Origin of the sequence: Pseudomonas sp. NY15374 (assembly GCF_048068255.1) — a bacterium.
Lineage (GTDB): Bacteria > Pseudomonadota > Gammaproteobacteria > Pseudomonadales > Pseudomonadaceae > Aquipseudomonas > Aquipseudomonas machongensis.
The window spans coordinates 165048-186956 of record NZ_JBLUPZ010000008.1 but is presented as its reverse complement, the minus strand read 5'-3'; the positions used below and the strand labels follow the sequence as shown (position 1 = coordinate 186956).

The window sequence follows — 21909 nt, the reverse complement described above, 5'->3', positions numbered from 1 at the left end:
ACCGCGCCTGCAGGCGATAGCTCTGTGAAAGCAGGTTCAGCTGCGAAGCCGTTATCCCGCTGCGTGATCGGGTTTGCGTTCGCCTTGAGCAGGTGCGGGCTTGCTCCCAGACAACCGCCAGCTCACCCCGGTCACCCCATAACGCTCGGCCATGGGTCGACTCACCTTCTTGATCTTCTCTCGTCCGAACTTCGGAATGATCCCGACCCCTGCATCACAACTGGCCCAATGCCAAGCCTCGGCATTGTCCATTCGCTCCGATCGAATGATGAAGCTGCGCGCCTCGTCGTGCAGCGTGTATTCGATGATGTACAACTGTGGGGCTGGCATCACGGGCCTCCTCTTCTCCATGGATGACTACTGATTGATCAGGGTTTTCCGTGAAGATTCAAAAGATTATCGAACCCGCTGAAAAACCCTGCCAAGGCTGCACCGTCTGCAGCTGAGCAGCCGCTTGCTCATTGACTGCGACCACCGCCGTGGCTGTTCTGGCCACCCCGGCGCCCGGCTTCGGAAGCACGAGCTCGATCATTGGCGAAGTTGCCCCCCGAATTCTTGCCGCCCTTCTGGCCTGCACGGGAAGCCCGCTCGCGGTCGTTGGCGAAGTTGCCAGGGTTGGTTTCCTTGGTGCCACCACGTTGGCTTGGGCGATCCTGGTCGTGTGCCATGTCATTTCTCCTTTACGGTCTGTGGCGTAAGGCACGAATGCGCGCCCCACAAGAGTTCCGAACGGATGTGTGACGATCTGCTCCATCGCGTTGTCGGCGGACTGACCGGCGGCGCTAAAAGGCGGCGATAACGAACGCTTGCGCACCAACCTTCTCGCCGTATAGCACTGGGCTTCAGGCATGCACGCTCCACTGCACCACATCGGCCGCGACCGGCAGTTCATCGATCGCATGGATCATTCCGCTGGCCAGGGCCTCACGTGGCCCCAGGATGCGTGGATAGGCCATCAGGTAGCGCACCACATCCAGGTCCTCGGCCGAGCCTTGCGTACGTTCGGCGACGATCTCGGCATACAGACGCAGGTCGTAGTCCAGGCTCATGGCGTACTCGGCCATGCGCGAGTGGTCCACTGAGCCATGCAGGGTCCAGTGGAACGGGTGAAAGAGGAACTTGCTGTACTGGCAAGCCGTACGATGGCTGCCGGCAAGAAACAGGATGTTGCCCATCGACTCGACGGTGCCGAGGTTATGGGTGTGCACCGGCACCGGCTGGCCAAGCAGGAAGTTGTACAGCGTGAAGCCATAGCTGCACTCGCCGCCCATGGTGGCGATGTTGATCTGCAACACCTCGGCGCCCTGCTGCACGGCACGTGAGCAGGTACTGATCAGGTTGCCACAGGTCGAGGAATTGATCGGGCCGGTGAAGTGAATGATATGTCGGGCCATGCATACCTCCAGGGTCGTCCATCGAAGACGATGGTTCAGTCGGTCGGGCTGGCGATACCGGAGGCAGCGTGCAGCCGCTGCAGAAGGTCCGGCATTCGGTGGAATCGTCTGGCCCGGCAAAGTTCCCCCGCAACACCCAGCCCCGCGCCTGCCGGTGGACACCGACGGCGACGCGCCCCTGTGCAAGGCTGCCTGGGCCGCGCCGTGCTGTGGCATCATCGACGCTCCGACCGCCCGCGAGCGCCTGTGCATGCTGATCGACGAAGAACTGACCCTGAAGAAGCTCGAGACCTTTCTCGCCTTCATGCGCAGCGGCAACCTGGGCCGTGCCGCCAGCGAACTGTCGACCAGCGCGGTCAGCGTGCACCGGGCGATCCACTCGCTGGAAAACGCCCTGCGCTGCCCGCTGTTCAAGCACGAAGGCCGCCAGCTGATCCCGCTGGAAAGCGCCTATGTGCTGGAGAAAAAGGCCCGACAACTGCTGCAGGACGCCGAGCAGATGGTGCGCCAGACCCGCGAGGCCGCAGGTTTCTATGCCGAACGCTTTCGCCTCGGGGCGCTGTACTCGCTCACGGTCAAGACCGTGCCCAAGCTGGTCATGGGCCTGAAGCTGCGCCGCAGCGAGCTGAACATCGACCTCACGCTCGGCTCGAACGTCGACTTGCTGCACCGTCTCAAGAACCATGAACTGGACGCCATCCTGGTCTCGCTCGACGACAGCATCAACGATCCGGCCTGTGAACACCTGGCGCTGTTTTCCGACGATATCTTCCTGGCCGTGCCGACCGACTCGCCGTTCGCCGAGCAGGCCGAAGTCGACCTGGCGGACCTGGCCGACTCCACCTTCATCACCCTCACCCAGGGTTTCGCCACCCACCGTGACGGCGCGCGGGTGTTCGAGCAGGCCGGCTTCGAACCGAAAGTGGCGATGCAGGTCAACGATATCTTCACCCTGCTGAGCATGGTCAGTTCCGGGGTGGGCTATGCGCTGCTGCCGGGACGTATCGCCGCGGTGTACGAGAACCGCGTGCGCTTGATCGCGCTGCAACCGCGCTACCGGTTGCAGCAGCACATCGGTGCGGTGTTTCTCAAGGCACGCGAGCGCGAGCCGAACCTGCTGGCGCTACTGGCTGAATGCCGGATGTACAGTCGCGAAGGGTGATAGCCCAGGCCGACTGTGCTCCTCATCCAACCAGGCCGCGTACACAGAAATACAGGATCGACGGCCCCATCAAGCACCCCAGCCCGGTATGGAAAGTGGCGGTCAGCGCACCATAAGGCACCAAGCGCCGATCCGTTGCAGCCAGCCCGGCCGTCACACCGGAAACGGTCCCGGCCAGGCCGCCGAACACCATCGCCGAGCGCGGGTTGTCCAGGGCCAGCATACGTGCCGACACTGGCGTGAACACCATCACCAGGATCGCCTTGATCAGGCCTGTTGCAATCGACAAGGCCATCACATCGGAGCTTGCCCCCAGCGCCGCCCCGGTCACCGGTCCGACGATATAGGTCACAGCGCCCGCGCCGATGGTGGTGATACTGACCGCATCGCGATAACCAAAGGCCCAGGCCACCGCCGCGCCGACGATGAACGGCAGCACAGTGCCCAGCAACAGCGCCACCGCGCCAATCATCCCGGCCTTGCGCGCTTCGGTGGCCTGCACTTCGAAGGCGGTGGCGACGATCGCAAAATCGCGCAGCATCGCTCCCCCCATCAGCCCGATCCCGGAAAACAGCGTCACGTCCGCCAGGCCTTTCTGGCCGCCGGTCAGGTTGCCGCCGATCCAGGCCAGCACCAGGCCGATGACGATGGCGATGGCCGAGCCGTGCACGCGGCCGAAGGTGAGGTATTTGGAGAGCATCACCGATACCCACATCACCGCACCGACGACGGCGAAAGCGGTGATCAGGTCATTGTGTTCCAGGGCTTTCTCAATGAGTGGCCACATATCAACGACCTCCCGCAGGTGCAGGCTGCACCGAGGCTGGCGGTGTCGCATCGAGCGCCGGCAGCGGCTCGCCGCGGTGACTGCGGCTGATCAGCGCGATGGTCGCGCCGCACACCAGCACCGCACCGACCGCGGCCACCACGGCCACAGGCCCGCCGTGCAGGGCAGTGACCACATTCTGCTGGGCCGCCATGGCCACCACCACCGGGATGTACATCGCGCCCCAGAAACCGACACCGAACTCGCACTCTTTGCTCATGCCACCCTTGCGGTGCATGTACAGCCGCGCACAGATCAGCAGGATCATGGCGATGCCGACCCCGCCCACATTGGATTTGACGCCCAGCAGCACGCCCAGGAAGTCGCCGACGATAACGCCGGCCAGCGTGCACACCGCCAGCAGAGCCACACCATAGATGATCATTGTTGTTGTCCTCAGGTTGTATCGAAGTTGTTTGTTGTTGTCCTTCGAGCTACAGCGCGGTCATCGGTTGTCGGCCACCTCCTGACGCAACAGTGCATCGATGCTGTCGGCACGGGTGGACTCCACGCTCAGCACCTTTCCAGGCTCGAAGACTCGCCTGGCAAGACCCGTGAGTACGCTGCCCGGCGGCAATTCGAGGTGCAGGCGCACACCGCGCTCCCAGGCGCCGCGCAGGGTCGCGCGCCAGTCGACGATGCGAGCCATGTTGCCGGCCAGGTCGTCGCGCAGGCGTGCCGGATCGAAAATCGGTCGTGCCGTGCTGCCGCTGAGGTAGGTGATGCGTGGGCGACGCAATTGCACCTCGCAGAACGCTGCGGCCAGGGTAGCCGCAGGCGCAGCCAACAGAGGGCAATGCGACGGCACACTGACCGCCAGGCGCCGGGCCACGCCCTGCCCCAGGCTGCGCGCGCGCGCGGCGACCGCTGTCATCGCTGCATCGCTGCCGGCGATGACGATCTGGTTGTCGCTGTTGAGGTTGGCGAGGTACACCTCACCCCCGACCGCTTCCAGCAAACGCTCGACACTGGGCAGGTCCAGGCCGCTCAAGGCCGTCATGCCGTAGCCTGTCGGATAAGCCTGCTGCATCAGCTCGCCGCGCAGCGATACCAGGCGTACGGCGTCCTCCAGTGCCAGCGCATCGGCGGTGACCGCCGCGGCATAGGCACCGATCGACAGCCCGGCCACATACTCCGGCGCCGGGCTGCGTCGCATCAGCCAGCGCGCCCATGCCACGCCGGTCAACAGCAGGCACAGCTGCACGGCGCGGGTATGGCGCAACGCCTCGGCGCTGTCGAGCGTCAGCACCTGCTCGCCCAGCGCCTCGCTGGCCGCTTCGAGCAGATCCGAACTGCCCTCCGGCAGGCAATGAAGCATCCCCACCTGCTGGGCGCCCTGCCCCGGGAACGCGAACAGGCTGCTCATGCCGCATCCTCCTGCAGTTGCCATGGATCACTCACCAGACGCACGCCAGCCGCCGACTTGAGCAGCACCCGACGCGCCCCGCTGGCCCATTCGCGCAAGGCAACCGCGCCCTGGGGCGTTTCCAGTTGCGCATCGACGCGACAGGCCGCGCCTTCCAACTGTTTCAGCAGTCCAGCGGCCTGCTCACGAGGTATCGACACAGGGGCGCGCAGCAGCAGATCAAGATCGCTGCCAGCGTGCAGCACCTCGATCCCCGTCGCGAGCTGGAAACCCGCGCTGCCGGTAGGTCCCCACAGCCACTCGTGATCGTTCAACCAAGCGCTGACCTGCGATAACGCACGCAAGGCTGGCGACGACAACTCGCCCTCCCTGCGCAGCGCTTCGGGGCTGACCCAGCGCTCGATGTCCAGCAGGCGCATCTGCCAGGCAAAACGCTGCTCGCGCCCTCTGCCGCGTACCCCGACCGCCACCTGGTCCGGTGCCACCAGCGCCCGGCGCACTACCACCGGCTCGCCGGCTGCCAGCACCGAGTGCACCCAGGCAGGCGCATCGGCAGGCAGCATGGCCGGAGTCATGCCCCAGAGCAGGTCGTGTGGGCGCGGGGCGTACATCTCAGGCCTCCTGCCATTGGCTGCGCAGGCGCTGACGCACCTCGCGGGAGGCGCTGCGATGCTCGCCGTTCAGGCGACTACGCAGGTCGGTGGTATCGCCAATGTCGCGCACGGCATCGATCAGACTGGCACGGACCTGTACCAAATCCCGGGCGGTCGGCGCCTGCGCGTTATCCACGGCAAGACGCGTGTGCAGCAGCCCCAGTGAGGCGTAGCTTTTCAGGTCGTAGGCCATCGGCGGCACTTCGGCGGCCAAGGCTTCCAGGTCCTCGACACTGCGCAGGGTGATCCGCGCCGCTGCCGCCTTGCCCATCGCATGCACCATGACGCCACTGTCATCCAGCGCGATCAGGCGCTGCGCCTGGTAGCCGTGGGCAAGAAACGCCCCGGACATCGCCTTGCCCACCAGCAGCCCGATCACCGGATGCCCGGCCAGGCGCGCCTGGGCATACGCTTCCACCGCACCGGCCAGGGCCTGGTGGATGCCCAGCGCTTCCTCACGCCGCCCGTAGGCCTGGCTGGGTACATCGATCAGCGCAACCAGCACGCGTTTCTCACTGTCGCGGTCGGCCTCTACCGCCTCGGCGACCGCCTTGGCCAGGCCCCAGCCTTCAAGCAGGCCAACCTCGCCGCTACGGGCGCGTACAAAGGGATTGCGCGCATCGGGCACCACGGCGATAAAGCGCGCCAGGCGATTGTCCAGCTCGCCATCGACCACCTGCACCGAGGCGGGGAAGCCTGGCAGCGACTCGCCGCTGGCAAGGCCCTGCAACCAGTTCTGGGCACGGTTCATCAGGCATCTCCTTGATACAGGGCACGCACGGCGGCGGCATCGAGTTGCGGGCAGTCATCACCCAGTTGCGCCAGGCGCTCGAGAAACCACTGATGGCGGCTGGCACGCTGCGCAGAAGGTGCGTCCAGCAACGCCAGCAACTGGCTGCGAACAGCCTCGACGTCATCGGCGACGTAGCCGTCCGCCAAGCCGCTGGCGTGGCGCTGCTCGCCACCGGTAAGGCTCCAGATGAAAGGCCGGTCACGCGAGTCGTACTCACCGATCCCCGCTTCCTGCTCGATCACCTGTGGGCCATTGAGGCCCAGGCGTGCTTCGCGGGTTACCAGCAGATGGCTGCACAGCCCGGCGGCAATGGACATGCCGCCGAAGCAGCCGACTGAGCCTGCGATCACGCCGATGACCGGTTGGTAGGCACGCAGTTCGACGATCGCGGCCTGGATCTCGGCAATCGCCGCCAGGCCCAGGTTGGCCTCCTGCAGGCGCACGCCCCCGGTCTCCAGCAACAGCACGGCGCAGGTGGGGATGCCGTTACGGTTGTCTTCGGCGGCCAGTTCCAAGGCGCCGGCGATCTTCGCGCCCCCCACCTCGCCCATGCTGCCGCCCTGGAACCCGCCTTCGATGGCTGCGACCACGGCGGGACGGCCGTCGAGCGTGCCCTTGGCGATGACCACGCCGTCATCGGCCTGCGGCACGATGCCTTGGCGTGGCAGCCAGGGCGACATCAGGCGGTCGAAGGGGCCAAGCAGTTCGCGGAAACTGCCCGCATCGAGCAAAGCCCTGGCACGCTGGCGGGCCCCCAGTTCGACGAAACTGCGGCTGTGCAACAAGCGTTCGCTATCAGTCATGGCCGATCTCCTCGAAGCCTTGTTCCAGGCGCAGGCGCACCACGCCGGGCGTGGCGCCGAAATCATGGATGTCGATCTTCAGCGCGGGCAAGCTGCGGCCGTCGAACAGGCGCTGGAACAACTGGCTCCAGCGTGCCTGGCTGCCGTTGACCGAGGTCACGACCTGGATATCGAGGCTGCCGGCCTGGCCGGGCTCGATCAGCACCTCCAGGTCGCCGGAGCTGACGCAGCCGACCAGGGCGCGGCCACGGCCCGGTTGCGCAGCGGGGAATTGAAAGTTCAGGGTTTCCATGTCACAGGCTCCCGGCTTTGTCGAGGAACAGGCAGGCGGCCAGCAGATCGGCAGCACCGCCTGGAGAGGCATTGAGTTGCAGCAGGCGCGCATCCAGGGCGCGCAGTTGGCGGCGACCCGCCAAACTCGCGCTGCCGCCTGCATCGAGCACCGCACGGGCCCCTTGCTGCAGGGCATCCAGGCCTTGCTGACCGGCACGCCAGAGCACGCAGGTGTCGCTCAGCGAAGCCATGATCGCCAGCAGCGCGTCCAGGCGTGCATGGGTCTCGCTGGCGCCAGCGGCGCGGCTGCGCCAGAGTTGCGGCAGAGCGTGACCGGTGATCGCCGGAAAGCCTTGCTGGGCCTGCTCGCGCGCACCACCCGCGCCATAGCGGCGGCGCACCTGGGTGCCGTGGCTGTCCTGTGCGGGGGCGGCCGGATCATCGATCAGCGCAAGGCGCCCGGCACGGGCGGCAAGGGTATGCGGGTCGCTGCTCAGGGGGCTCAGCGCCCGCGCCGCAACCAGCAGCCCCAGCGCCCAGATAGCACCACGGTGGGTATTCACCCCGGCCGTGGTGGCGAGCATTGTCGCCTCGCCTTCGCGCCCAAGGCGTCCCAGCTCGGCGCGCAGCGGCGCAGCGATCTCGCCATGGCGTTGCGCCGCTTCGGCCATCTGCCGCAGGCACGGCCACAGCGACAGCGCCGAGGCGTGCATCAAGGCCAGGTTCATGTCGCCATGGGCGCCGCTGCCGCGCCGGTCCACCAGCCCAGGCTTGGGCGAGAGGTCGGCCTCATCGATCAGGGCTTCGACGGCCAGGTCCGCCAATTGGTCGGGCAAGGCCAGGGGCTGTAGGCAAAGTGCTTTCATCACCAGCTCCTGAAGCGTGCGGGCGGGTTATACAGGCCACCGGACCACTCCACGAGGTCGGCGATACTGCGTGCGGCGAGCAACTCACGGGTGGCGTCGGTACGGCGGATGCCCAGGTCTTCGGGCAAGGCCACCAACCCTTCGCGGCGCAGGCGCTCGGTATCCTTGGGGTCATGGCGCAGGCCAATGGCGGTGACCCCGGCCACCGCCGCGATCATCTGCTGGCGTTCCTGCAGGCTGCGCGCCTTGTACAGGTAGGCGATGCCCTCTTCGGTGAGCAGGTGGGTGACGTCATCGCCGTAGATCATCACGGGTGCCAGCGGCATGCCGGCCTTCTTCGCCACCTCGACCGCATCCAGGGTTTCGACGAAGGTCGGTTTACCGCCCTCCTGGTAAGTCTCGACCATCTGCACCACCAGCTTGCGCCCGCGCTCGAGCAGGGTTTCGGGCACGGTCATGTCCAGCCAGGCCGGTGTCGCGTGGCGTCGCCCGCGTGGGTCGTGGCCCATGTTCGGTGCCCCGCCGAAACCGGCCAGGCGGCCACGGGTGACCGTCGAAGAATGCCCGTCGCCATCGACCTGCAAGGTGGCGCCGATGAACAGGTCCACCGCGTACTGCCCTGCCAGCTGGCACATCAGCCGGTTGGAGCGCATCGAACCGTCGCGCCCGGTGAAGAACACGTCCGGGCGCTGGGCGATGTAGTCTTCCATGCCCAGCTCGGTGCCGAAGCAGTGCACGCTCTGTACCCAGCCGGTCTCGATGGCCGGGATCAGCGTCGGGTGAGGGTTGAGGGTCCAGTTGCGGCAGATCTTGCCCTTGAGCCCCAGCGACTCGCCGTAGGTCGGCAGGATCAGCTCGATGGCGGCGGTATTGAAGCCGATGCCGTGGTTGAGCGACTGCACCTGGTGTTTTTCATAGATGCCGCGGATCGCCATCATCGCCATCAGCACATGCACCGGCTTGATATGGCGCGGGTCGCGGGTGAACAACGGTTCGATGTAGAACGGCTGGTCGGCGACTACCACGAAGTCGATCCACGAGGCAGGAATGTCCACCCTGGGCAGGTCGTCGACACGGTCAACCAACTGGTTGACCTGGGCGATGACGATGCCATCGCTGAATGCCGTGGGCTCGACCAGCGCCGGGGTGTCCTCGGTGCTCGGGCCGGTGTAGAGGTTGCCATCGCGGTCGGCAGTGAAGCCTGCGACCAGCGTGACGTTGGGGATCAGGTCCACCAGCAGGCGCGAGTAGAGCTCGATGTAGGTGTGGATGGCGCCGACTTCGAGCAGACCGTCTTCGAGCAACTGGCCGATGCGCTGGCTCTGGGGGCCGGCGAAGGAGAAGTCGAGCTTGCGCGCGATGCCGCGTTCGAACAGGTCCAGGTGCTCGGCGCGGCTGACGCTGGGCATGATCAGGTGCAGGTCGTGGAGACGGCCAGGGTCGGCCTTGGCCAGCGAGCGCGAAAGAAAGTCAGCCTGCTTCTGGTTGTTGCCTTCGAGCACCACTCGATCACCCGGGGCGATCAGCAGTTCGAGGGCCTCGACGATCCGCTCGGTGGGCAGCACCACGCCATCGGCGAGGTGACTCACCCGCTCGAGACGGCGCTGCTTTTCGGCGCGCCTTCTCGACCATTGCGGCGGTGGATTCTTCGTTGTGGTCATTGGTGACTCCACGGGTTCGCTGTCGTGGGGTCACCTTAGGCCTGGGGGGTGGGAGGCATCAATCAAGCACGGTGGTCGATCGTTACGGTGAGCGTAATGTTTTTAACGTAAGGACTTGGGCCGTTGTCTTTCGCAGCAATGTCTTGTTCGCGGCTAAATCCCCCCCCCCGTCCTCGCCAGCTTTTTTGAACTCTCCCCTCACCTACTCCCTCAATTCTTCAGAGACCCGGGAGTCGTCCCGAAACCCGCCACGACCAAGCCGCCGCAGCATTTCCAGCGCCAGGATTGGTTTGAGTTCGACTGACAGCAGGAGCTTGGCAACGATGAACGAGCACATGATCCAGGCTGACGCGGGCACCCCTTGGAACGAATGGCAGAAATCCGCGCACTTGGCCCGGGCCGCCTGGATTACCCCCGAGCAACTGTGCCCGCCGGGTCGGCGCCTGGTGTTGGTAGCGCCGCATCCGGATGACGAGGTGCTCATGGCGGGCGGATTACTGAGTGACTTCCATGGCCGCGAGCAGGACCTCGTGCTCATCTCTGCCACCGACGGCGAAGGCAGCCACCCAGGCTCGGCACAATGGACTGAACGACGCCTGCGCCACCAGCGCCCACTGGAGAGCCGCCATGCCTTGCAGCAGCTCGATCTGCGGGTCGGCGATCTGGATTGGCGACGGCTTAACCTCAAGGACGGCGCCTTGCCCCGGGACGAGGCCTTCCTGGTCAATTACCTGAACCAGTTACTGCAACCCGGCGATCTGTTGATGTGTCCCTGGCGCCACGACGGTCATTGCGACCATGACGCGGTGGGCCGTGCCTGCGCACAGGCCGCCCAGGCGCGCGGGGCAACGCTGGCCGAAGCGCCGATATGGGCGTGGCGCTGGTCGACGCCGGACGATCCTCGGCTACCTTGGCAACGCGCGCGTCGTATCCAGCTCGACGAAGCGAGCCTCGCGCGCAAGCGCCAGGCCATCGCTGCCCATGTCAGTCAGATGGAGGCGGATGCGGACACGCCGCCCGTGGTGCCGCAACAGCTGCTGGAATGCCTGCTGCAGCCTTTTGAACTGGTCTTCATCTGACAGCCAACCCCTCGCAGATGCCCCTTCAGCGCCCGCGCTTGAGCGTCTCGCTCGGCAATTCGCGAAACAACTGGCGATAGCTCTCGGAAAACCGCCCCAGGTGCCAGAATGACCAACGCATCGCCACTTCCGCTACCGTCACCTCGCTGGCGCGGCGCAGCAGGTCGCGGCGCGCACCGTTGAGTCGGCGCAGACGCAACCAATGCGCCGGGGGCATGCCGGTAAAGGCCTTGAAGGCCTCCTGCAATTGACGCAACGACACCCCGGCCACCTGCGCCAGCTCCATGAGATTGAGCGTCTCTTCCGGGCAGTCCGCCGCCCATTCGCTGACCCGCTGCATGATCGCCCGCTCTTCACCGCGCTTGCCCAGTGCCTGGCCTTGCAGGCGCTGGCAGGCGTTGTCGAGGATGAACAGGCAGTCATCGAGCAGTTGCTCGGCCAAGGCCTGCCCTTCGAGTGGGCAGTCAGCCTGCGCCAGACGCGTCAGGGTCGCGCTCAGCCAGCTGCCGAACAGCGCATTCTGGCCGCTGCCCAGCGGCACCATGAACAGCCCCTGCAAACGCTCCAGATCCAGGCCGTGCCGCTGCAGGAACGGCTGGTCGAACACCACCGCCACTTCCTGGTAGTTTTCCGGGGTTATCCAGATGTTGCGGCTTTGTTCATTGAGCAGGTACAGGCTGTTCTCGACCTGGTCGAAGCAAAAGGTCAGCGAGCCGCTCGGGGCGCGGAAGAACTGCTCGACTCGAGTATTCAGGCGCTCTTCGTACACCTCGACGCCATCGAGCCCCAGGCAGCGCAGCTGGCCGCTGAAATGCCCGGGTGACATCTGCCGGTACTGCTGCTGCCAGCCAGGGGTGGCACGCACCTGCTCGGTGACATCGGTGGTGTTGAAAGCCTGGACCTGCAAGGCGGTTTGCGTATTCACGCGACGTCCTATATGCACTCTTTTGGTGCATTGATTGACGGAGAAAACGGATAGATCACCCCGAGGGGCAGCGCCCAAGATAGTCCTCAGCGTGACCTGTGGGAAGTGGCGCCGTGAAAAGGTTTGTAATACCTCCTGGAGGTCGACGGCCTTCACGCGCTGCGCATGCCCACCACCAAAACCTAACCAAGAGGTCTGTATGAACGCCCCCTTCGATCAGCTGTCCGCCTGGCTGAAAGAACACCGGATCACCGAAGTCGAATGCGTGGTCAGTGACCTGACCGGCATTGCCCGCGGCAAGATCGCCCCGACCAACAAGTTCCTCAACGAGCGTGGCATGCGCCTGCCCGAGAGTGTGCTGCTGCAGACCGTCACCGGCGACTTCGTCGATGACGACATCTACTACGGCCTGCTCGATCCGGCGGACATCGACATGATCTGCCGCCCTGACCCGGCAGCGGTGTACCAGATCCCTTGGGCGATCGAACCGACCGCCATCGTCATCCATGACACCTTCGACAAGCACGGCAACCCCATCGAGCTGTCGCCGCGCAACGTCCTGAAGAAAGTCCTCAAGCTCTACGCCGACAAGGGCTGGCAGCCGATCGTTGCGCCCGAAATGGAGTTCTACCTCACCCAGCGCTGCGAAGACCCGGACCTGCCGCTGCAGGCGCCATTGGGCCGTTCGGGCCGTGCCGAGAGCGGCCGGCAGTCGTTCTCCATCGATGCCGCGAACGAATTCGACCCGCTGTTCGAGGACGTCTACGACTGGTGCGAAATCCAGTGCCTTGACCTGGACACGCTGATCCACGAAGACGGCCCGGCGCAGATGGAGATCAACTTCCGTCACGGCGACGCCCTGGACCTGGCCGACCAGATCACCGTATTCAAGCGCACCATGCGCGAGGCGGCGCTCAAGCACAATGTCACCGCCACCTTCATGGCCAAGCCGATCACCGACGAGCCGGGCAGTGCCATGCACCTGCACCAGAGCGTGGTCGACATCGCCACCGGCAAGCCGGTGTTCGCCAATGAAGACGGCAGCATGAGCGAGCTGTTCCTGCACCACATCGGTGGCCTGCAGAAGTACATCCCCAAGGTACTGCCGATGTTCGCGCCGAACGTCAACTCGTTCCGCCGCTTCCTGCCGGACACCTCGGCGCCGGTGAACGTGGAATGGGGCGAGGAAAACCGCACCGCCGGCCTGCGCGTGCCGACCTCCAGCCCCGAGGCGATGCGCGTGGAGAACCGCCTGCCGGGTGCCGATGCCAACCCTTACCTGGCGATCGCCGCGAGCCTGCTGTGCGGTTACCTGGGCATGATCGAGAAGATCGAGCCGAGCGCGCCTGTACAGGGCCGCGCCTACGAGCGCCGCAACCTGCGTCTGCCGATCACCATCGAGGATGCGCTGCAGCACATGGAAGACTGCAAGGTCCTGGAAGACTACCTGGGGCGCCAGTTCGTCCAGGGCTACGTCGCGGTCAAACGCGCCGAGCATGAAAACTTCAAGCGGGTGATCAGCTCCTGGGAGCGCGAGTTCCTGCTGCTGAGCGTGTGACCCCATGGAGGGTTTCTGTGGGAGCGGGTCGATCCGCTCCCACAGGCAACGCGCTGCCCCTGCTTCCGTTTCGAACCCGAAGAACAAGTCCAACGAGGTGCCGACATGCGTCATTTGCAAACCCTGATTCCCGCAGCCTTCGCCCTGATGTTCGGCGCGGCCGCCCAGGCCGAGCCCACGGTCAGCGTGTACAACTGGACCGACTACATTGGCGAGACCACCCTGGCCGACTTCCAGACCAGTACCGGGATCAAGGTGGTCTATGACGTCTTCGACTCCAACGAAACCCTCGAGGGCAAGCTGCTCGCCGGCCGCACCGGCTACGATGTGGTGGTGCCCTCGAACCACTTCCTCGCCCGCCAGGCCAAGGCCGGCGCGTTCCTGCCACTGGATCGCAGCAAGTTGCCGAACTGGCAGCACCTGGACCCGAAACTGCTCAAGCAACTGGAGCAGAACGATCCGGGCAACAAATACGCTGTGCCGTACCTGTGGGGTACCAATGGCATCGGCTACAACGTCGAGAAGGTCAAGGCCGCGCTGGGCATCGACAAGGTCGACTCCTGGGCCGTGCTGTTCGAGCCGGAGAACCTGAAGAAACTCAAGCAATGCGGCGTGGCCTTCATGGACTCGCCTGACGAGCTGTTCCCGGCCATGCTCAACTACCTGGGCATGAACCCACGCAGCGAAGACCCGAAAGACTACGCCAAGGCCGAAGCACGGCTGATGGAGCTGCGCCCGTACATCACCTACTTCCACTCCTCCAAGTACGTCTCGGACCTGGCCAACGGTGACGTGTGCGTGGCCTTCGGCTACTCCGGCGACGTGTTCCAGGCGGCCAACCGCGCCGTGGAAGCCAAGAACGGCGTGAAAATCGCCTACAGCATTCCCAAGGAAGGCAGCAACCTGTGGTTCGACCTGCTGGCCATCCCGAAAGACGCCAGCAATCCAGACCAGGCCCTGGCCTTCATCAACTACCTGCTCGACCCGAAAGTGATCGCCAAGGTCAGCGCCACGGTCGGCTATGCCAATGCCAACCCTGATGCCAAGGCGTTCATGGACAAGTCGCTGGTGGAGAATCCCGAGATCTATCCGTCCCAGGAGGTTCTGGACAAGCTCTACGTCTCCAGCACCCCCAGCCCGCAGATCATGCGGGTGATGACCCGCTCCTGGAGCAAGATCAAGTCCAACCGCTGATTCGAGTGTTTCCGATGCCTCATCAAACCGAACACACCACCTCCTACTACGCCGCCACGGCCCGTGCCACGGCGCCCTACCCCGAACTCGAAGGCGAGTTGAGCGCCGACGTGTGCGTGGTCGGCGGCGGCCTGACCGGCGTCAACACCGCGCTGGAGCTGGCCGAGCGTGGCCTGTCGGTGATTCTGCTGGAGGCCCGCCGCATCGGCTGGGGCGCCAGTGGGCGCAATGGCGGGCAACTGATCCGCGGTATCGGCCATGACGTCTCGGGCTTTGCTCGCTACGTGGGCCAGGACGGCGTGCGTTACCTCAAGCAGGCAGGGCTGGACTCGGTCGAGCTGGTGGCCAGGCGCATCGAGCAATACGGCATCGAGTGCGACCTGCGCTGGGGCTTCTGCGAGCTGGCCAACACCCCGGCGCAGTTCGCGGCGTTCAACGACGAACTGCAGGACCTGGCCGAACTGGGCTATCGCCATGAAACCCGGCTGGTCGCCCCAGCGCGCATCCACGACATCGTCGCCAGCGACCAGTACGCCGGCGGCCTGGTGGACATGGGCTCCGGCCACCTGCACCCACTGGACCTGGTACAGGGCGAGGCCCGCGCCGCCAGCAGCCTTGGCGTGCGAATCTTCGAGCAGAGCGCTGTGCAACGCATCGAACACGGGCCCACCGTCACCCTGCACTGCGCACGCGGCAAGGTACGGGCCAAGAGCCTGGTGCTGGGGTGCAATGCGCACCTGGACGAGCTGGAGCCGCGCTTGACCGGCAAGGTGCTGCCCGCCGGCAGCTACGTGGTGGCGACCGAACCGTTGCCCGAGGCTCTGGCGCGCAGCCTGATTCCGCAGAACATGGCGCTGTGTGACCAGAAAGTCGGCCTTGACTACTACCGCCTCACCGCCGACCGCCGCCTGCTGTTCGGTGGCGCCTGCCACTACTCCGGTCGCGACCCGAAGGACATCGCCGCCTACATGCGCCCGAAAGTGCTGAAGGTGTTCCCGCAACTGGCCGATGTGCGCATCGACTTCCAGTGGGGCGGCATGATCGGCATCACCGCCAACCGGTTCCCCCAGGTCGGCCGCCTGAGCCAGCATCCGAACGTGTATTACGCCCAGGGTTACTCCGGGCATGGCCTGAACGTGACCCACTGGACCGCCAAGCTGCTGGCCGAGGCCATCGCCGTCGGCCACAGCCAGGGCCTGGATATCTTCAGTGCCGTACCGCACCTGACCTTCCCCGGCGGCAAGGCCCTGCGCTCGCCGCTGCTGGCCCTGGGGATGTTGTGGTATCGCGTGAGGGAGGTGCTGGGGTGATTGAAGGATGGTTTGCAGGCCCTGATTTCATGTGGGAATTCACATCACAGAACCAAGGGCGCACACCAAACCACCTGCAAACTGGCCAATCGCCAAGCAACTGCTAGCGTTGATCTGGCCTCCCCCTCAATGGACGCTACCCATCATGAAACCGCTGCCTCGCGCCACCCTGCTGTGCGCTGCCGTGCTTGCCCTGGCCGCCTGTTCCAGCAACCGCGTCGATCCGAGCCAGTATTCCGGGTTTCTCAAGGACTACAGCCGGCTCAAGCCGGCGGAAAGTATTTCCGGGGCACCGGTAATGCGCTGGATCGACCCCGGGATCAAGGCCAGCCAGTATCGACAGGTCTATATCGAGCCCAGCCAGTTCTACCCCAGACCACAACCCACAGCGGTGATCTCGGCGCAGACCCTGCAAGCGATCACCCGCTACTTCGACGACGCCATGCGCCGGGAACTGGGCAGCGTGCTGACGGTGGTCAGCGCTCCTGGCCCGGGAACGATCGTGGTACGCCCGGCGATCACCGCGGTGTCAACCAAGACCGAGGGGCTCAAGCCCTATGAAGTGGTGCCCATCGCCCTGGTGGCCGCAGCGGTGAACACTGCGGCCGGTGGTCGTGACCAGGAAGTGGACATCGCCGTGGAGGCGGCCTTCCTCGACGGCGCCAACCAGAAGGTGCTGGCCCAGGTGGTGCGCAAGGGCACCGGCGAGGCGCTGGAGAACGATACCGCGCAGCTCAAGCTGGAGAACGTCAAGCCGGTGCTCGATGGCTGGGCCAGCGACATGCGCCGTAGCGTCGTGGAACTGCGCAAGAAGGGCCAGTAAACGGCGTCGGATCAGTCTTTCGCCGCAGGCATGCCCGAGGTTTCAGTCGTGGTCTGGGCGCTGGCAACCGCGCCCGGGCTGCGGCTGATCACCGCCAGCCGGTCCCTGTCGAGTTCGCCCTCCCAGGCTGCAACAGTCAGGGTCGCGACCGCATTGCCGATGATGTTGGTCAGAGATCGGTATTCGGCCATGAAGCGGTCGCCGCCAAGGATCAGCACCATTGCCGCGACCGGTACGCTCGGCACTACCGCAAGGCTTGCGACCAGCGCAACGAAACCCGCGCCGACAGCCCGTATCAGGCGTGCAGCAGGAACGGCAGGGCGTGCTCGAGCAAGGCTTGCGGGGCTTCTTCAGGAATGTAGTGACCACAGGGCAACTCGCTGCCGCGCACGTCCTCGGCACAGGCGCGCCATTCCTTGAGCGGTTCGAAGCACTTGCCGATGACGCCGTCACGACCCCACATCACCAGCAGCGGGGTCCTGACCGTGTTCCCGGCATCGAGATCGGCCTGGTCATGCTCCAGGTCAATGCCTGCAGCCGCCCGATAGTCTTCGCACACGCCACGCGCTGCGCCCGGTAGCGACAGGCAACGACGGTACTCGGCGAACGCCTCGTCGGTGAACGGCGCAAGGCCGGCACTGCGTCCGCCCATGACGCTGCGCAGGTAACCTTCCGGGTTGGCTTCGATGAGGGTTTCAGGCAGTGGCGCCGGGCGAATGAGGAAGAACCAGTGCCAGTAGGCACGGGCGAAGGCTTCGTTGGTCTGGCGATACATTGTCAGGGTTGGCGCGATGTCCAGCAGCACCAGGCGGGACAGGCGCTGGGGATGGTCGAGCGCCAGGCGGTGCGCGACCCGCGCGCCGCGGTCGTGGGCCATCAGGGCGAATTGCTCGAACCCCAGGGCATGCATGAGCCCGACCATATCTGCGGCCATGCGGCGCTTGGAATACGCCTCATGCCGGTCGTCGGCCTCAGGCTTGGCCGAATCGCCGTAACCGCGCAGGTCGGCAGCGACCACAGTGAACTGCTCGGCCAGCTTCTCGGCCACCTTGTGCCAGATCACATGGGTCTGCGGGTGGCCGTGCAACAGCAGCAACGCCGGCCCCTTGCCGCCGATACGGTAGGCGATCTCGATACCTTCGACGTGCTGGAAGGCTTTCTTGAAATCCTGGAACATGCCAATCACTCCGTTCGTGTGCACTCAGGTCGCAAGGCGACCCTTCAGGTGCCGAGCATAGCTGCGGCACCGAAGGCATCAAGAACACAAATGCAGAGCGAAGCAACACGAATCGTGAAGCATGGCCTCAGGCAAAGAAGCCGTAGAAGATCGCAGACAAGGTGATCAACCCCACCAGCACGACGAACACGTTCGACAGCGCGCCCGAGTACTTGCGCAGCGAAGGCACCTTGCGCACGGCATACATCGGCATCAGGAACAGCAGGCACGCCAGCACTGGGCCACCGAGGCTTTCGATCAGTCCGAGGATGCTCGGATTGAGGGTCGCCACGATCCAGCAGCCCAGCACCATGAACAGCGCGGTCACCCGCTCCAGGCGCTTGGCCGACCAGCTTTTACCGCGGCTGCGCAGGCTCTTGACGATCATGCCCTGGAAGCCTTCGCTGGCACCGATGTAATGACCCAGGAACGACTTGGTGATCGCCACCAGAGCAATCAGGGGGGCGACGAAGGCGATGACCGGCGTCTGGAAGTGGTTGGCCAGGTACGACAGGATCGAGATGTTCTGCACCTTGGCCGCTGCCAGGTCGGCAGGGCTCAGGGCCAGTACGCAACTGAAGCAGAAGAACATCACCGTCAGCACCATCATCACGTGGGCGGTGGCCAGGGTACGGCCGCTCTTGCGGTCGGCGTCGGCGCCGTAGCGATGCTTCTGGTCAACGGCGAAGGCCGAGATGATCGGCGAGTGGTTGAACGAGAACACCATCACCGGGATCGCCAGCCACAGGGTCAGCAGCAGCTTGGAGGTGCTCAGGCCTTCGCTGGCCTGGGCGAAGAAGGCACCGTTCCAGTTGGGGATCAGGCTCAGGGCCAGCAGCAGGAGCGAGGCGACGAAGGGATAGACCAGCACGCTCATGACCTTGACGATGATCTGCTGGCCGCAACGCACCACCACCATCAGACCGGCGATCAACAGCAGCGACAACAGCGCACGCGGCGGCGCGGTCACATGCAGTTGGTGCTCGAGGAAGCTGGTCAGGGTATTGGTCAGGGCCACGCTGTAGACCAGCAGGATGGGGAAGATCGCCAGGAAGTAGAGCAAGGTGATGAGCTTGCCGGCACCCACGCCGAAATGCTCCTCGACCACCTCGGTGATGTCTTCGTTGCCGCCACGGCGCCCGGAAAGCACGAAGCGGGTCAGCGCACGGTGCGCATAGAAGGTCATCGGGAAGGCCAGCAGCGCGAGGATCAGCAGCGGCCAGAAGCCCCCTACCCCGGCGTTGATCGGCAGGAACAGGGTACCGGCACCGATGGCAGTGCCGTACAGGCCCAGGGCCCAGGTGGTGTCGTGGCGGTTCCAGCTGCGCGTGGCTGTGGTCGAAGCCGGCGCAGCCGAATCCGCACGAACGGTCGTGGTGTTGTGTACATCAGTCATGGGTTTCGCCTTTGTAGTTGTTTTTGTTGCTCGGTGCAGCGGGTGTTGCAAATGGGTTCAGGCTTGTTGAGTCGAACGCCTACAGGAGCGGGTTTGAACCAGCGAACTCAGCACTCGACAAAGGCAACGGCCAGGCCGCCGCGCGAGGTTTCCTTGTAGTTGGCGTGCATGTCCGCGCCGGTGTCGCGCATGGTGCGGATCACCCGGTCGAGGGAGATGAAATGCTCGCCATCACCCCGCAAGGCCATCTGCACGGCATTGATCGCCTTCACGGCGGCGATGGCGTTGCGCTCGATGCACGGCACCTGGACCAGACCGCCGACCGGATCGCAGGTCAGGCCGAGGTTGTGCTCCAGGGCGATTTCAGCGGCGTTTTCCAGTTGCGGCGGGGTGGCGCCGAGCACTTCGGCAAGGCCTGCAGCAGCCATCGAGCAGGCCGAACCGACCTCACCCTGGCAACCCACTTCGGCGCCGGAGATCGATGCGTTTTTCTTGCACAGGATGCCGACCGCCGCAGCGGCCAGCAGGAACGCCACCACGTCGTCGTCGCAGGCCGCGGGGTTGAACTTCATGTAGTAGTGCAGCACCGCCGGGATGATGCCGGCCGCGCCATTGGTCGGTGCCGTGACCATGCGCCCGCCAGCGGCGTTTTCTTCGTTGACCGCCAGCGCGAACAGGTTGACCCACTCCATCGCGCTCAGGGTCGAGCCGATCACGTTGGGCTTGCCCAACTCCTGCAAGCTGCGGTGCAGGCGCGCAGCGCGGCGCTTGACCTTGAGCCCACCCGGCAGGATGCCTTCATTACGCAGGCCGTTATCGACGCATTCGCGCATGGCGGCCCAGATGCTCAGCAGGCCGCTGCGGATCTCGTGTTCGCTGCGCCAGGCGCGCTCGTTGGCCATCATCAACTGGCCAACGGTCAAGCCATGGGTCTTGCACAGCGCCAGCAGCTCGGCGCCTGAGGAAAACTCGTACGGCAGCTCGACGTGCACGTCGGCACTGGCCGGCGCATCGATTTCGGCCTGCTCGATGATGAAGCCGCCGCCAACGGAGTAGTAGGTCTGGGTCAGCAGGCTGCCCTGCCCGCCCAGTGCTTCCAGGCTCATGGCGTTGGGGTGGTAGTCCAGGCTCTCGTCGAGCAGGCGCATGTCGCGGCTGTACTGGAACGCCACCGGATGCGAGCCATCGAGCATCAAGCACTGCTCCTGCATCAACTGGTCGATGCGCGGCTCGATGCTGTGCGGGTCGATGCGGTCCGGCCACTCGCCCATCAGGCCCAGCAGGCAGGCGCGGTCGGTGGCGTGACCGATGCCGGTGGCCGACAGCGAGCCATACAGGCGCACCTCCACCCGCTGCACCTGGGCCAGCAGGCCATGTTCGCGCAGCCGTTGGGCAAAGGTGGCGGCGGCACGCATGGGCCCCACGGTGTGGGAGCTGGACGGCCCGATGCCGATCTTGAAGAGGTCGAAAACACTGATAGCCATGCTAATGCCTGACCGCTGCGACGTTGTTTGCCGCTGCGCGGTCCTCCGGAAAAATTGATGGGTATTGCGAATTTGCGCGATACTGCCGCGCTCGCCTGACCATGACCAACGAAAATTCCTAAGCAAGCCTTTAGCAGGACTAAACAATGAAAGGGCAACTCAACGGCCAGGTATTCGTCTGGCTGCATGTGTTCTCCTGTGCGGCGCGGCATCTGTCGTTTACCCGCTGTGCCGAAGAACTGCACATCACCCCCGGGGCGGTCAGCCAGCAGATGCGCCAGCTTGAAGAGCGCCTGGGCTTCGCCCTGTTCCTGCGCCGCGCCCGTGGTGTGGAGCTGACCGCCGAGGGGCAGCGCCTGGCGCAGACTGTCGCCGAGGCCTATGGCAGCATCGAAGCCGAATTGCTGCGCCTGGACGCGGGTGAAATTCGCGGCACCTTGCGCCTGCGCTCGATCCCTTCGTTCCTCGCCAAATGGCTGACCCCGCGCCTGCCACGCTTCCAGCAGCGCTACCCGGACATCGAGCTGCGCCTGGTGGCCGAAGACAGCAAGCAGGCCCTGCATGACGGCGACTTCGATCTGGCGATCGACCTCAATGACGGCAGCTACCCCGGAATGCTCTCGACGCCGCTGCTGGACGAGCAGATCTTTCCGGTCTGCTCTCCCGCCCTGCTACGCGGTCGCCCGCCGCTGCACGGGCCGGCCGATCTGGTCCACTATCCGCTGCTGCACGACATCACGGCCTGGCGCGGCAGTTCGGAATACGCAGAGTGGGAGTTCTACCTGGAGGGCATCGGCGCGGGTGGCCTGAACGTGCGCCGCGGCCACACCTTCAACCGCAATCACCTGACCATCGAGGCGGCGATTGCTGGTATCGGCGTCGCGATTGCGCGCCGTACCTTGCTCAACGATGAACTGGAACGCGGCACCCTGATCGTGCCTTTCGGGGTGTCGATCCCCAATCACAAACGCTATGTGTTGCTCTACCCGCCAGGCGGCCTGACCCAACCCGGCGCCCGCGCGGTGCACGATTGGCTGGTGGAGGAAGCGCAGACCTTCCGGGCCCTGCATCCGCTGATGTAGTACCTTGGAGGTTCACAAGCGTCGCAGTGGGGCGCGCTTCCCCAC

Annotated in this window: 22 protein-coding genes and 2 pseudogenes; 7 read left to right on the top strand and 17 right to left on the bottom strand. The window is 65.0% G+C overall.

Going from position 1 to position 21909, the window contains the following annotated elements; all coding sequences use genetic code 11:
• Positions 1–51: 51 nt before the first annotated feature.
• The 3 genes and pseudogenes from ACNFHO_RS18040 to ACNFHO_RS18030 form a co-directional block, all read right to left on the bottom strand.
• Positions 52–330: a DUF6555 family protein gene (locus ACNFHO_RS18040; RefSeq protein WP_054891326.1), complete on the bottom strand. Its 279-nt coding sequence runs from the start codon at positions 328–330 to the stop codon at positions 52–54.
• A gap of 128 nt (positions 331–458) precedes the next feature.
• Positions 459–614, bottom strand: a pseudogene (locus ACNFHO_RS18035) (general stress protein); the annotation flags it as partial.
• A 228-nt stretch (positions 615–842) separates the two neighbouring features.
• Positions 843–1394: an ATP-dependent Clp protease proteolytic subunit gene (locus ACNFHO_RS18030; RefSeq protein WP_054891324.1), complete on the bottom strand. Its 552-nt coding sequence runs from the start codon at positions 1392–1394 to the stop codon at positions 843–845.
• A 250-nt stretch (positions 1395–1644) separates the two neighbouring features.
• Between ACNFHO_RS18030 and ACNFHO_RS18025 the strand changes: the two genes are divergently transcribed.
• The gene (locus ACNFHO_RS18025) at positions 1645–2556 is read left to right on the top strand and encodes a LysR substrate-binding domain-containing protein (RefSeq protein ID WP_054891430.1); all 912 of its coding nucleotides are present in this window, start codon (positions 1645–1647) and stop codon (positions 2554–2556) included.
• Positions 2557–2578: 22 nt separating this feature from the next.
• Here ACNFHO_RS18025 and madM read toward each other — a convergent pair whose 3' ends face one another.
• Genes madM through mdcA form a run of 9 tightly spaced genes read right to left on the bottom strand, consistent with a single transcriptional unit; the run spans position 2579 to position 9797 of the window.
• On the bottom strand, positions 2579–3343 hold the full coding sequence (gene madM / locus ACNFHO_RS18020) for a malonate transporter subunit MadM (RefSeq protein WP_054891323.1): 765 nt from the start codon (positions 3341–3343) through the stop codon (positions 2579–2581).
• A gap of 1 nt (position 3344) precedes the next feature.
• Entirely contained in the window at positions 3345–3767 is a 423-nt protein-coding gene (gene madL, locus ACNFHO_RS18015) for a malonate transporter subunit MadL (RefSeq protein ID WP_063544829.1), read from the bottom strand.
• Positions 3768–3827: 60 nt separating this feature from the next.
• Positions 3828–4748, bottom strand: coding sequence for a malonate decarboxylase subunit epsilon (mdcH, locus tag ACNFHO_RS18010; RefSeq protein WP_372822725.1), 921 nt, complete (start codon positions 4746–4748; stop codon positions 3828–3830).
• Positions 4745–5359 (bottom strand): malonate decarboxylase holo-ACP synthase, encoded by a 615-nt coding sequence (locus ACNFHO_RS18005; RefSeq protein WP_416766989.1) that lies wholly within the window; start codon positions 5357–5359, stop codon positions 4745–4747. The genes mdcH and ACNFHO_RS18005 overlap by 4 nt, the downstream gene beginning before the upstream one ends.
• 1 nt (position 5360) lies before the next feature.
• Positions 5361–6152 (bottom strand): biotin-independent malonate decarboxylase subunit gamma, encoded by a 792-nt coding sequence (gene mdcE, locus ACNFHO_RS18000; protein WP_151924748.1) that lies wholly within the window; start codon positions 6150–6152, stop codon positions 5361–5363.
• Positions 6152–6997 carry a biotin-independent malonate decarboxylase subunit beta gene (locus ACNFHO_RS17995; RefSeq protein WP_416766988.1) on the bottom strand — a complete coding sequence of 282 codons (846 nt, stop codon included), beginning with the start codon at positions 6995–6997 and terminating at the stop codon, positions 6152–6154. The genes mdcE and ACNFHO_RS17995 overlap by 1 nt, the downstream gene beginning before the upstream one ends.
• Positions 6990–7289, bottom strand: coding sequence for a malonate decarboxylase subunit delta (locus ACNFHO_RS17990; RefSeq protein ID WP_054891317.1), 300 nt, complete (start codon positions 7287–7289; stop codon positions 6990–6992). Before ACNFHO_RS17990 ends, ACNFHO_RS17995 begins: the two co-directional genes overlap by 8 nt.
• Before the next feature lies 1 nt (position 7290).
• The gene (locus ACNFHO_RS17985; protein ID WP_416766987.1) at positions 7291–8136 is read right to left on the bottom strand and encodes a triphosphoribosyl-dephospho-CoA synthase; all 846 of its coding nucleotides are present in this window, start codon (positions 8134–8136) and stop codon (positions 7291–7293) included.
• The gene (mdcA, locus tag ACNFHO_RS17980; protein WP_153773566.1) at positions 8136–9797 is read right to left on the bottom strand and encodes a malonate decarboxylase subunit alpha; all 1662 of its coding nucleotides are present in this window, start codon (positions 9795–9797) and stop codon (positions 8136–8138) included. The genes ACNFHO_RS17985 and mdcA overlap by 1 nt, the downstream gene beginning before the upstream one ends.
• 323 nt (positions 9798–10120) lie before the next feature.
• On the opposite strand from mdcA, the gene ACNFHO_RS17975 reads away from it, so the two are divergent.
• Positions 10121–10876: a PIG-L deacetylase family protein gene (locus tag ACNFHO_RS17975; protein ID WP_416766986.1), complete on the top strand. Its 756-nt coding sequence runs from the start codon at positions 10121–10123 to the stop codon at positions 10874–10876.
• Between the two features lie 25 nt (positions 10877–10901).
• Here ACNFHO_RS17975 and ACNFHO_RS17970 read toward each other — a convergent pair whose 3' ends face one another.
• A complete protein-coding gene (locus tag ACNFHO_RS17970) occupies positions 10902–11801 on the bottom strand; it encodes a helix-turn-helix domain-containing protein (protein WP_414155417.1) in 900 nt (299 codons plus the stop codon).
• A 199-nt stretch (positions 11802–12000) separates the two neighbouring features.
• Between ACNFHO_RS17970 and ACNFHO_RS17965 the strand changes: the two genes are divergently transcribed.
• The 4 genes from ACNFHO_RS17965 (at position 12001) to ACNFHO_RS17950 (ending at position 16686) form a co-directional block, all read left to right on the top strand.
• On the top strand, positions 12001–13359 hold the full coding sequence (locus ACNFHO_RS17965; RefSeq protein WP_054891312.1) for a glutamine synthetase family protein: 1359 nt from the start codon (positions 12001–12003) through the stop codon (positions 13357–13359).
• Positions 13360–13464: 105 nt separating this feature from the next.
• Positions 13465–14553 (top strand): polyamine ABC transporter substrate-binding protein, encoded by a 1089-nt coding sequence (locus ACNFHO_RS17960; RefSeq protein ID WP_416766985.1) that lies wholly within the window; start codon positions 13465–13467, stop codon positions 14551–14553.
• Between the two features lie 14 nt (positions 14554–14567).
• The gene (locus ACNFHO_RS17955; RefSeq protein WP_125929816.1) at positions 14568–15863 is read left to right on the top strand and encodes an NAD(P)/FAD-dependent oxidoreductase; all 1296 of its coding nucleotides are present in this window, start codon (positions 14568–14570) and stop codon (positions 15861–15863) included.
• 145 nt (positions 15864–16008) lie between these two features.
• Positions 16009–16686 carry a DUF3313 domain-containing protein gene (locus ACNFHO_RS17950; RefSeq protein ID WP_063544818.1) on the top strand — a complete coding sequence of 226 codons (678 nt, stop codon included), beginning with the start codon at positions 16009–16011 and terminating at the stop codon, positions 16684–16686.
• A gap of 11 nt (positions 16687–16697) precedes the next feature.
• Here ACNFHO_RS17950 and ACNFHO_RS17945 read toward each other — a convergent pair.
• The 4 genes and pseudogenes from ACNFHO_RS17945 to ACNFHO_RS17930 form a co-directional block, all read right to left on the bottom strand.
• Positions 16698–16973, bottom strand: a pseudogene (locus ACNFHO_RS17945) (C4-dicarboxylate transporter DctA); the annotation flags it as partial.
• An 8-nt stretch (positions 16974–16981) separates the two neighbouring features.
• Positions 16982–17863 carry an alpha/beta fold hydrolase gene (locus ACNFHO_RS17940; RefSeq protein WP_416766984.1) on the bottom strand — a complete coding sequence of 294 codons (882 nt, stop codon included), beginning with the start codon at positions 17861–17863 and terminating at the stop codon, positions 16982–16984.
• 127 nt (positions 17864–17990) lie between these two features.
• Entirely contained in the window at positions 17991–19298 is a 1308-nt protein-coding gene (locus ACNFHO_RS17935) for a serine/threonine transporter (protein WP_063544815.1), read from the bottom strand.
• Between the two features lie 107 nt (positions 19299–19405).
• Positions 19406–20782: an L-serine ammonia-lyase gene (locus ACNFHO_RS17930; RefSeq protein WP_323454235.1), complete on the bottom strand. Its 1377-nt coding sequence runs from the start codon at positions 20780–20782 to the stop codon at positions 19406–19408.
• 146 nt (positions 20783–20928) lie between these two features.
• Here ACNFHO_RS17930 and ACNFHO_RS17925 point away from each other — a divergent pair, with 146 nt between their 5' ends.
• Positions 20929–21864 carry a LysR substrate-binding domain-containing protein gene (locus ACNFHO_RS17925; RefSeq protein WP_054891304.1) on the top strand — a complete coding sequence of 312 codons (936 nt, stop codon included), beginning with the start codon at positions 20929–20931 and terminating at the stop codon, positions 21862–21864.
• Positions 21865–21909: the final 45 nt, after the last annotated feature.

Coding starts and splice junctions, on each gene's coding strand:
- ACNFHO_RS18040 (WP_054891326.1), bottom strand. CDS start 330: ATGCCAGCCCCACAGTTGTACATCATCGAATACACGCTGCACGACGAG.
- ACNFHO_RS18030 (WP_054891324.1), bottom strand. CDS start 1,394: ATGGCCCGACATATCATTCACTTCACCGGCCCGATCAATTCCTCGACC.
- ACNFHO_RS18025 (WP_054891430.1), top strand. CDS start 1,645: ATGCTGATCGACGAAGAACTGACCCTGAAGAAGCTCGAGACCTTTCTC.
- madM (WP_054891323.1), bottom strand. CDS start 3,343: ATGTGGCCACTCATTGAGAAAGCCCTGGAACACAATGACCTGATCACC.
- madL (WP_063544829.1), bottom strand. CDS start 3,767: ATGATCATCTATGGTGTGGCTCTGCTGGCGGTGTGCACGCTGGCCGGC.
- mdcH (WP_372822725.1), bottom strand. CDS start 4,748: ATGAGCAGCCTGTTCGCGTTCCCGGGGCAGGGCGCCCAGCAGGTGGGG.
- ACNFHO_RS18005 (WP_416766989.1), bottom strand. CDS start 5,359: ATGTACGCCCCGCGCCCACACGACCTGCTCTGGGGCATGACTCCGGCC.
- mdcE (WP_151924748.1), bottom strand. CDS start 6,152: ATGAACCGTGCCCAGAACTGGTTGCAGGGCCTTGCCAGCGGCGAGTCG.
- ACNFHO_RS17995 (WP_416766988.1), bottom strand. CDS start 6,997: ATGACTGATAGCGAACGCTTGTTGCACAGCCGCAGTTTCGTCGAACTG.
- ACNFHO_RS17990 (WP_054891317.1), bottom strand. CDS start 7,289: ATGGAAACCCTGAACTTTCAATTCCCCGCTGCGCAACCGGGCCGTGGC.
- ACNFHO_RS17985 (WP_416766987.1), bottom strand. CDS start 8,136: ATGAAAGCACTTTGCCTACAGCCCCTGGCCTTGCCCGACCAATTGGCG.
- mdcA (WP_153773566.1), bottom strand. CDS start 9,797: ATGACCACAACGAAGAATCCACCGCCGCAATGGTCGAGAAGGCGCGCC.
- ACNFHO_RS17975 (WP_416766986.1), top strand. CDS start 10,121: ATGAACGAGCACATGATCCAGGCTGACGCGGGCACCCCTTGGAACGAA.
- ACNFHO_RS17965 (WP_054891312.1), top strand. CDS start 12,001: ATGAACGCCCCCTTCGATCAGCTGTCCGCCTGGCTGAAAGAACACCGG.
- ACNFHO_RS17960 (WP_416766985.1), top strand. CDS start 13,465: ATGCGTCATTTGCAAACCCTGATTCCCGCAGCCTTCGCCCTGATGTTC.
- ACNFHO_RS17955 (WP_125929816.1), top strand. CDS start 14,568: ATGCCTCATCAAACCGAACACACCACCTCCTACTACGCCGCCACGGCC.
- ACNFHO_RS17950 (WP_063544818.1), top strand. CDS start 16,009: ATGAAACCGCTGCCTCGCGCCACCCTGCTGTGCGCTGCCGTGCTTGCC.
- ACNFHO_RS17940 (WP_416766984.1), bottom strand. CDS start 17,863: ATGTTCCAGGATTTCAAGAAAGCCTTCCAGCACGTCGAAGGTATCGAG.
- ACNFHO_RS17935 (WP_063544815.1), bottom strand. CDS start 19,298: ATGACTGATGTACACAACACCACGACCGTTCGTGCGGATTCGGCTGCG.
- ACNFHO_RS17930 (WP_323454235.1), bottom strand. CDS start 20,782: ATGGCTATCAGTGTTTTCGACCTCTTCAAGATCGGCATCGGGCCGTCC.
- ACNFHO_RS17925 (WP_054891304.1), top strand. CDS start 20,929: ATGAAAGGGCAACTCAACGGCCAGGTATTCGTCTGGCTGCATGTGTTC.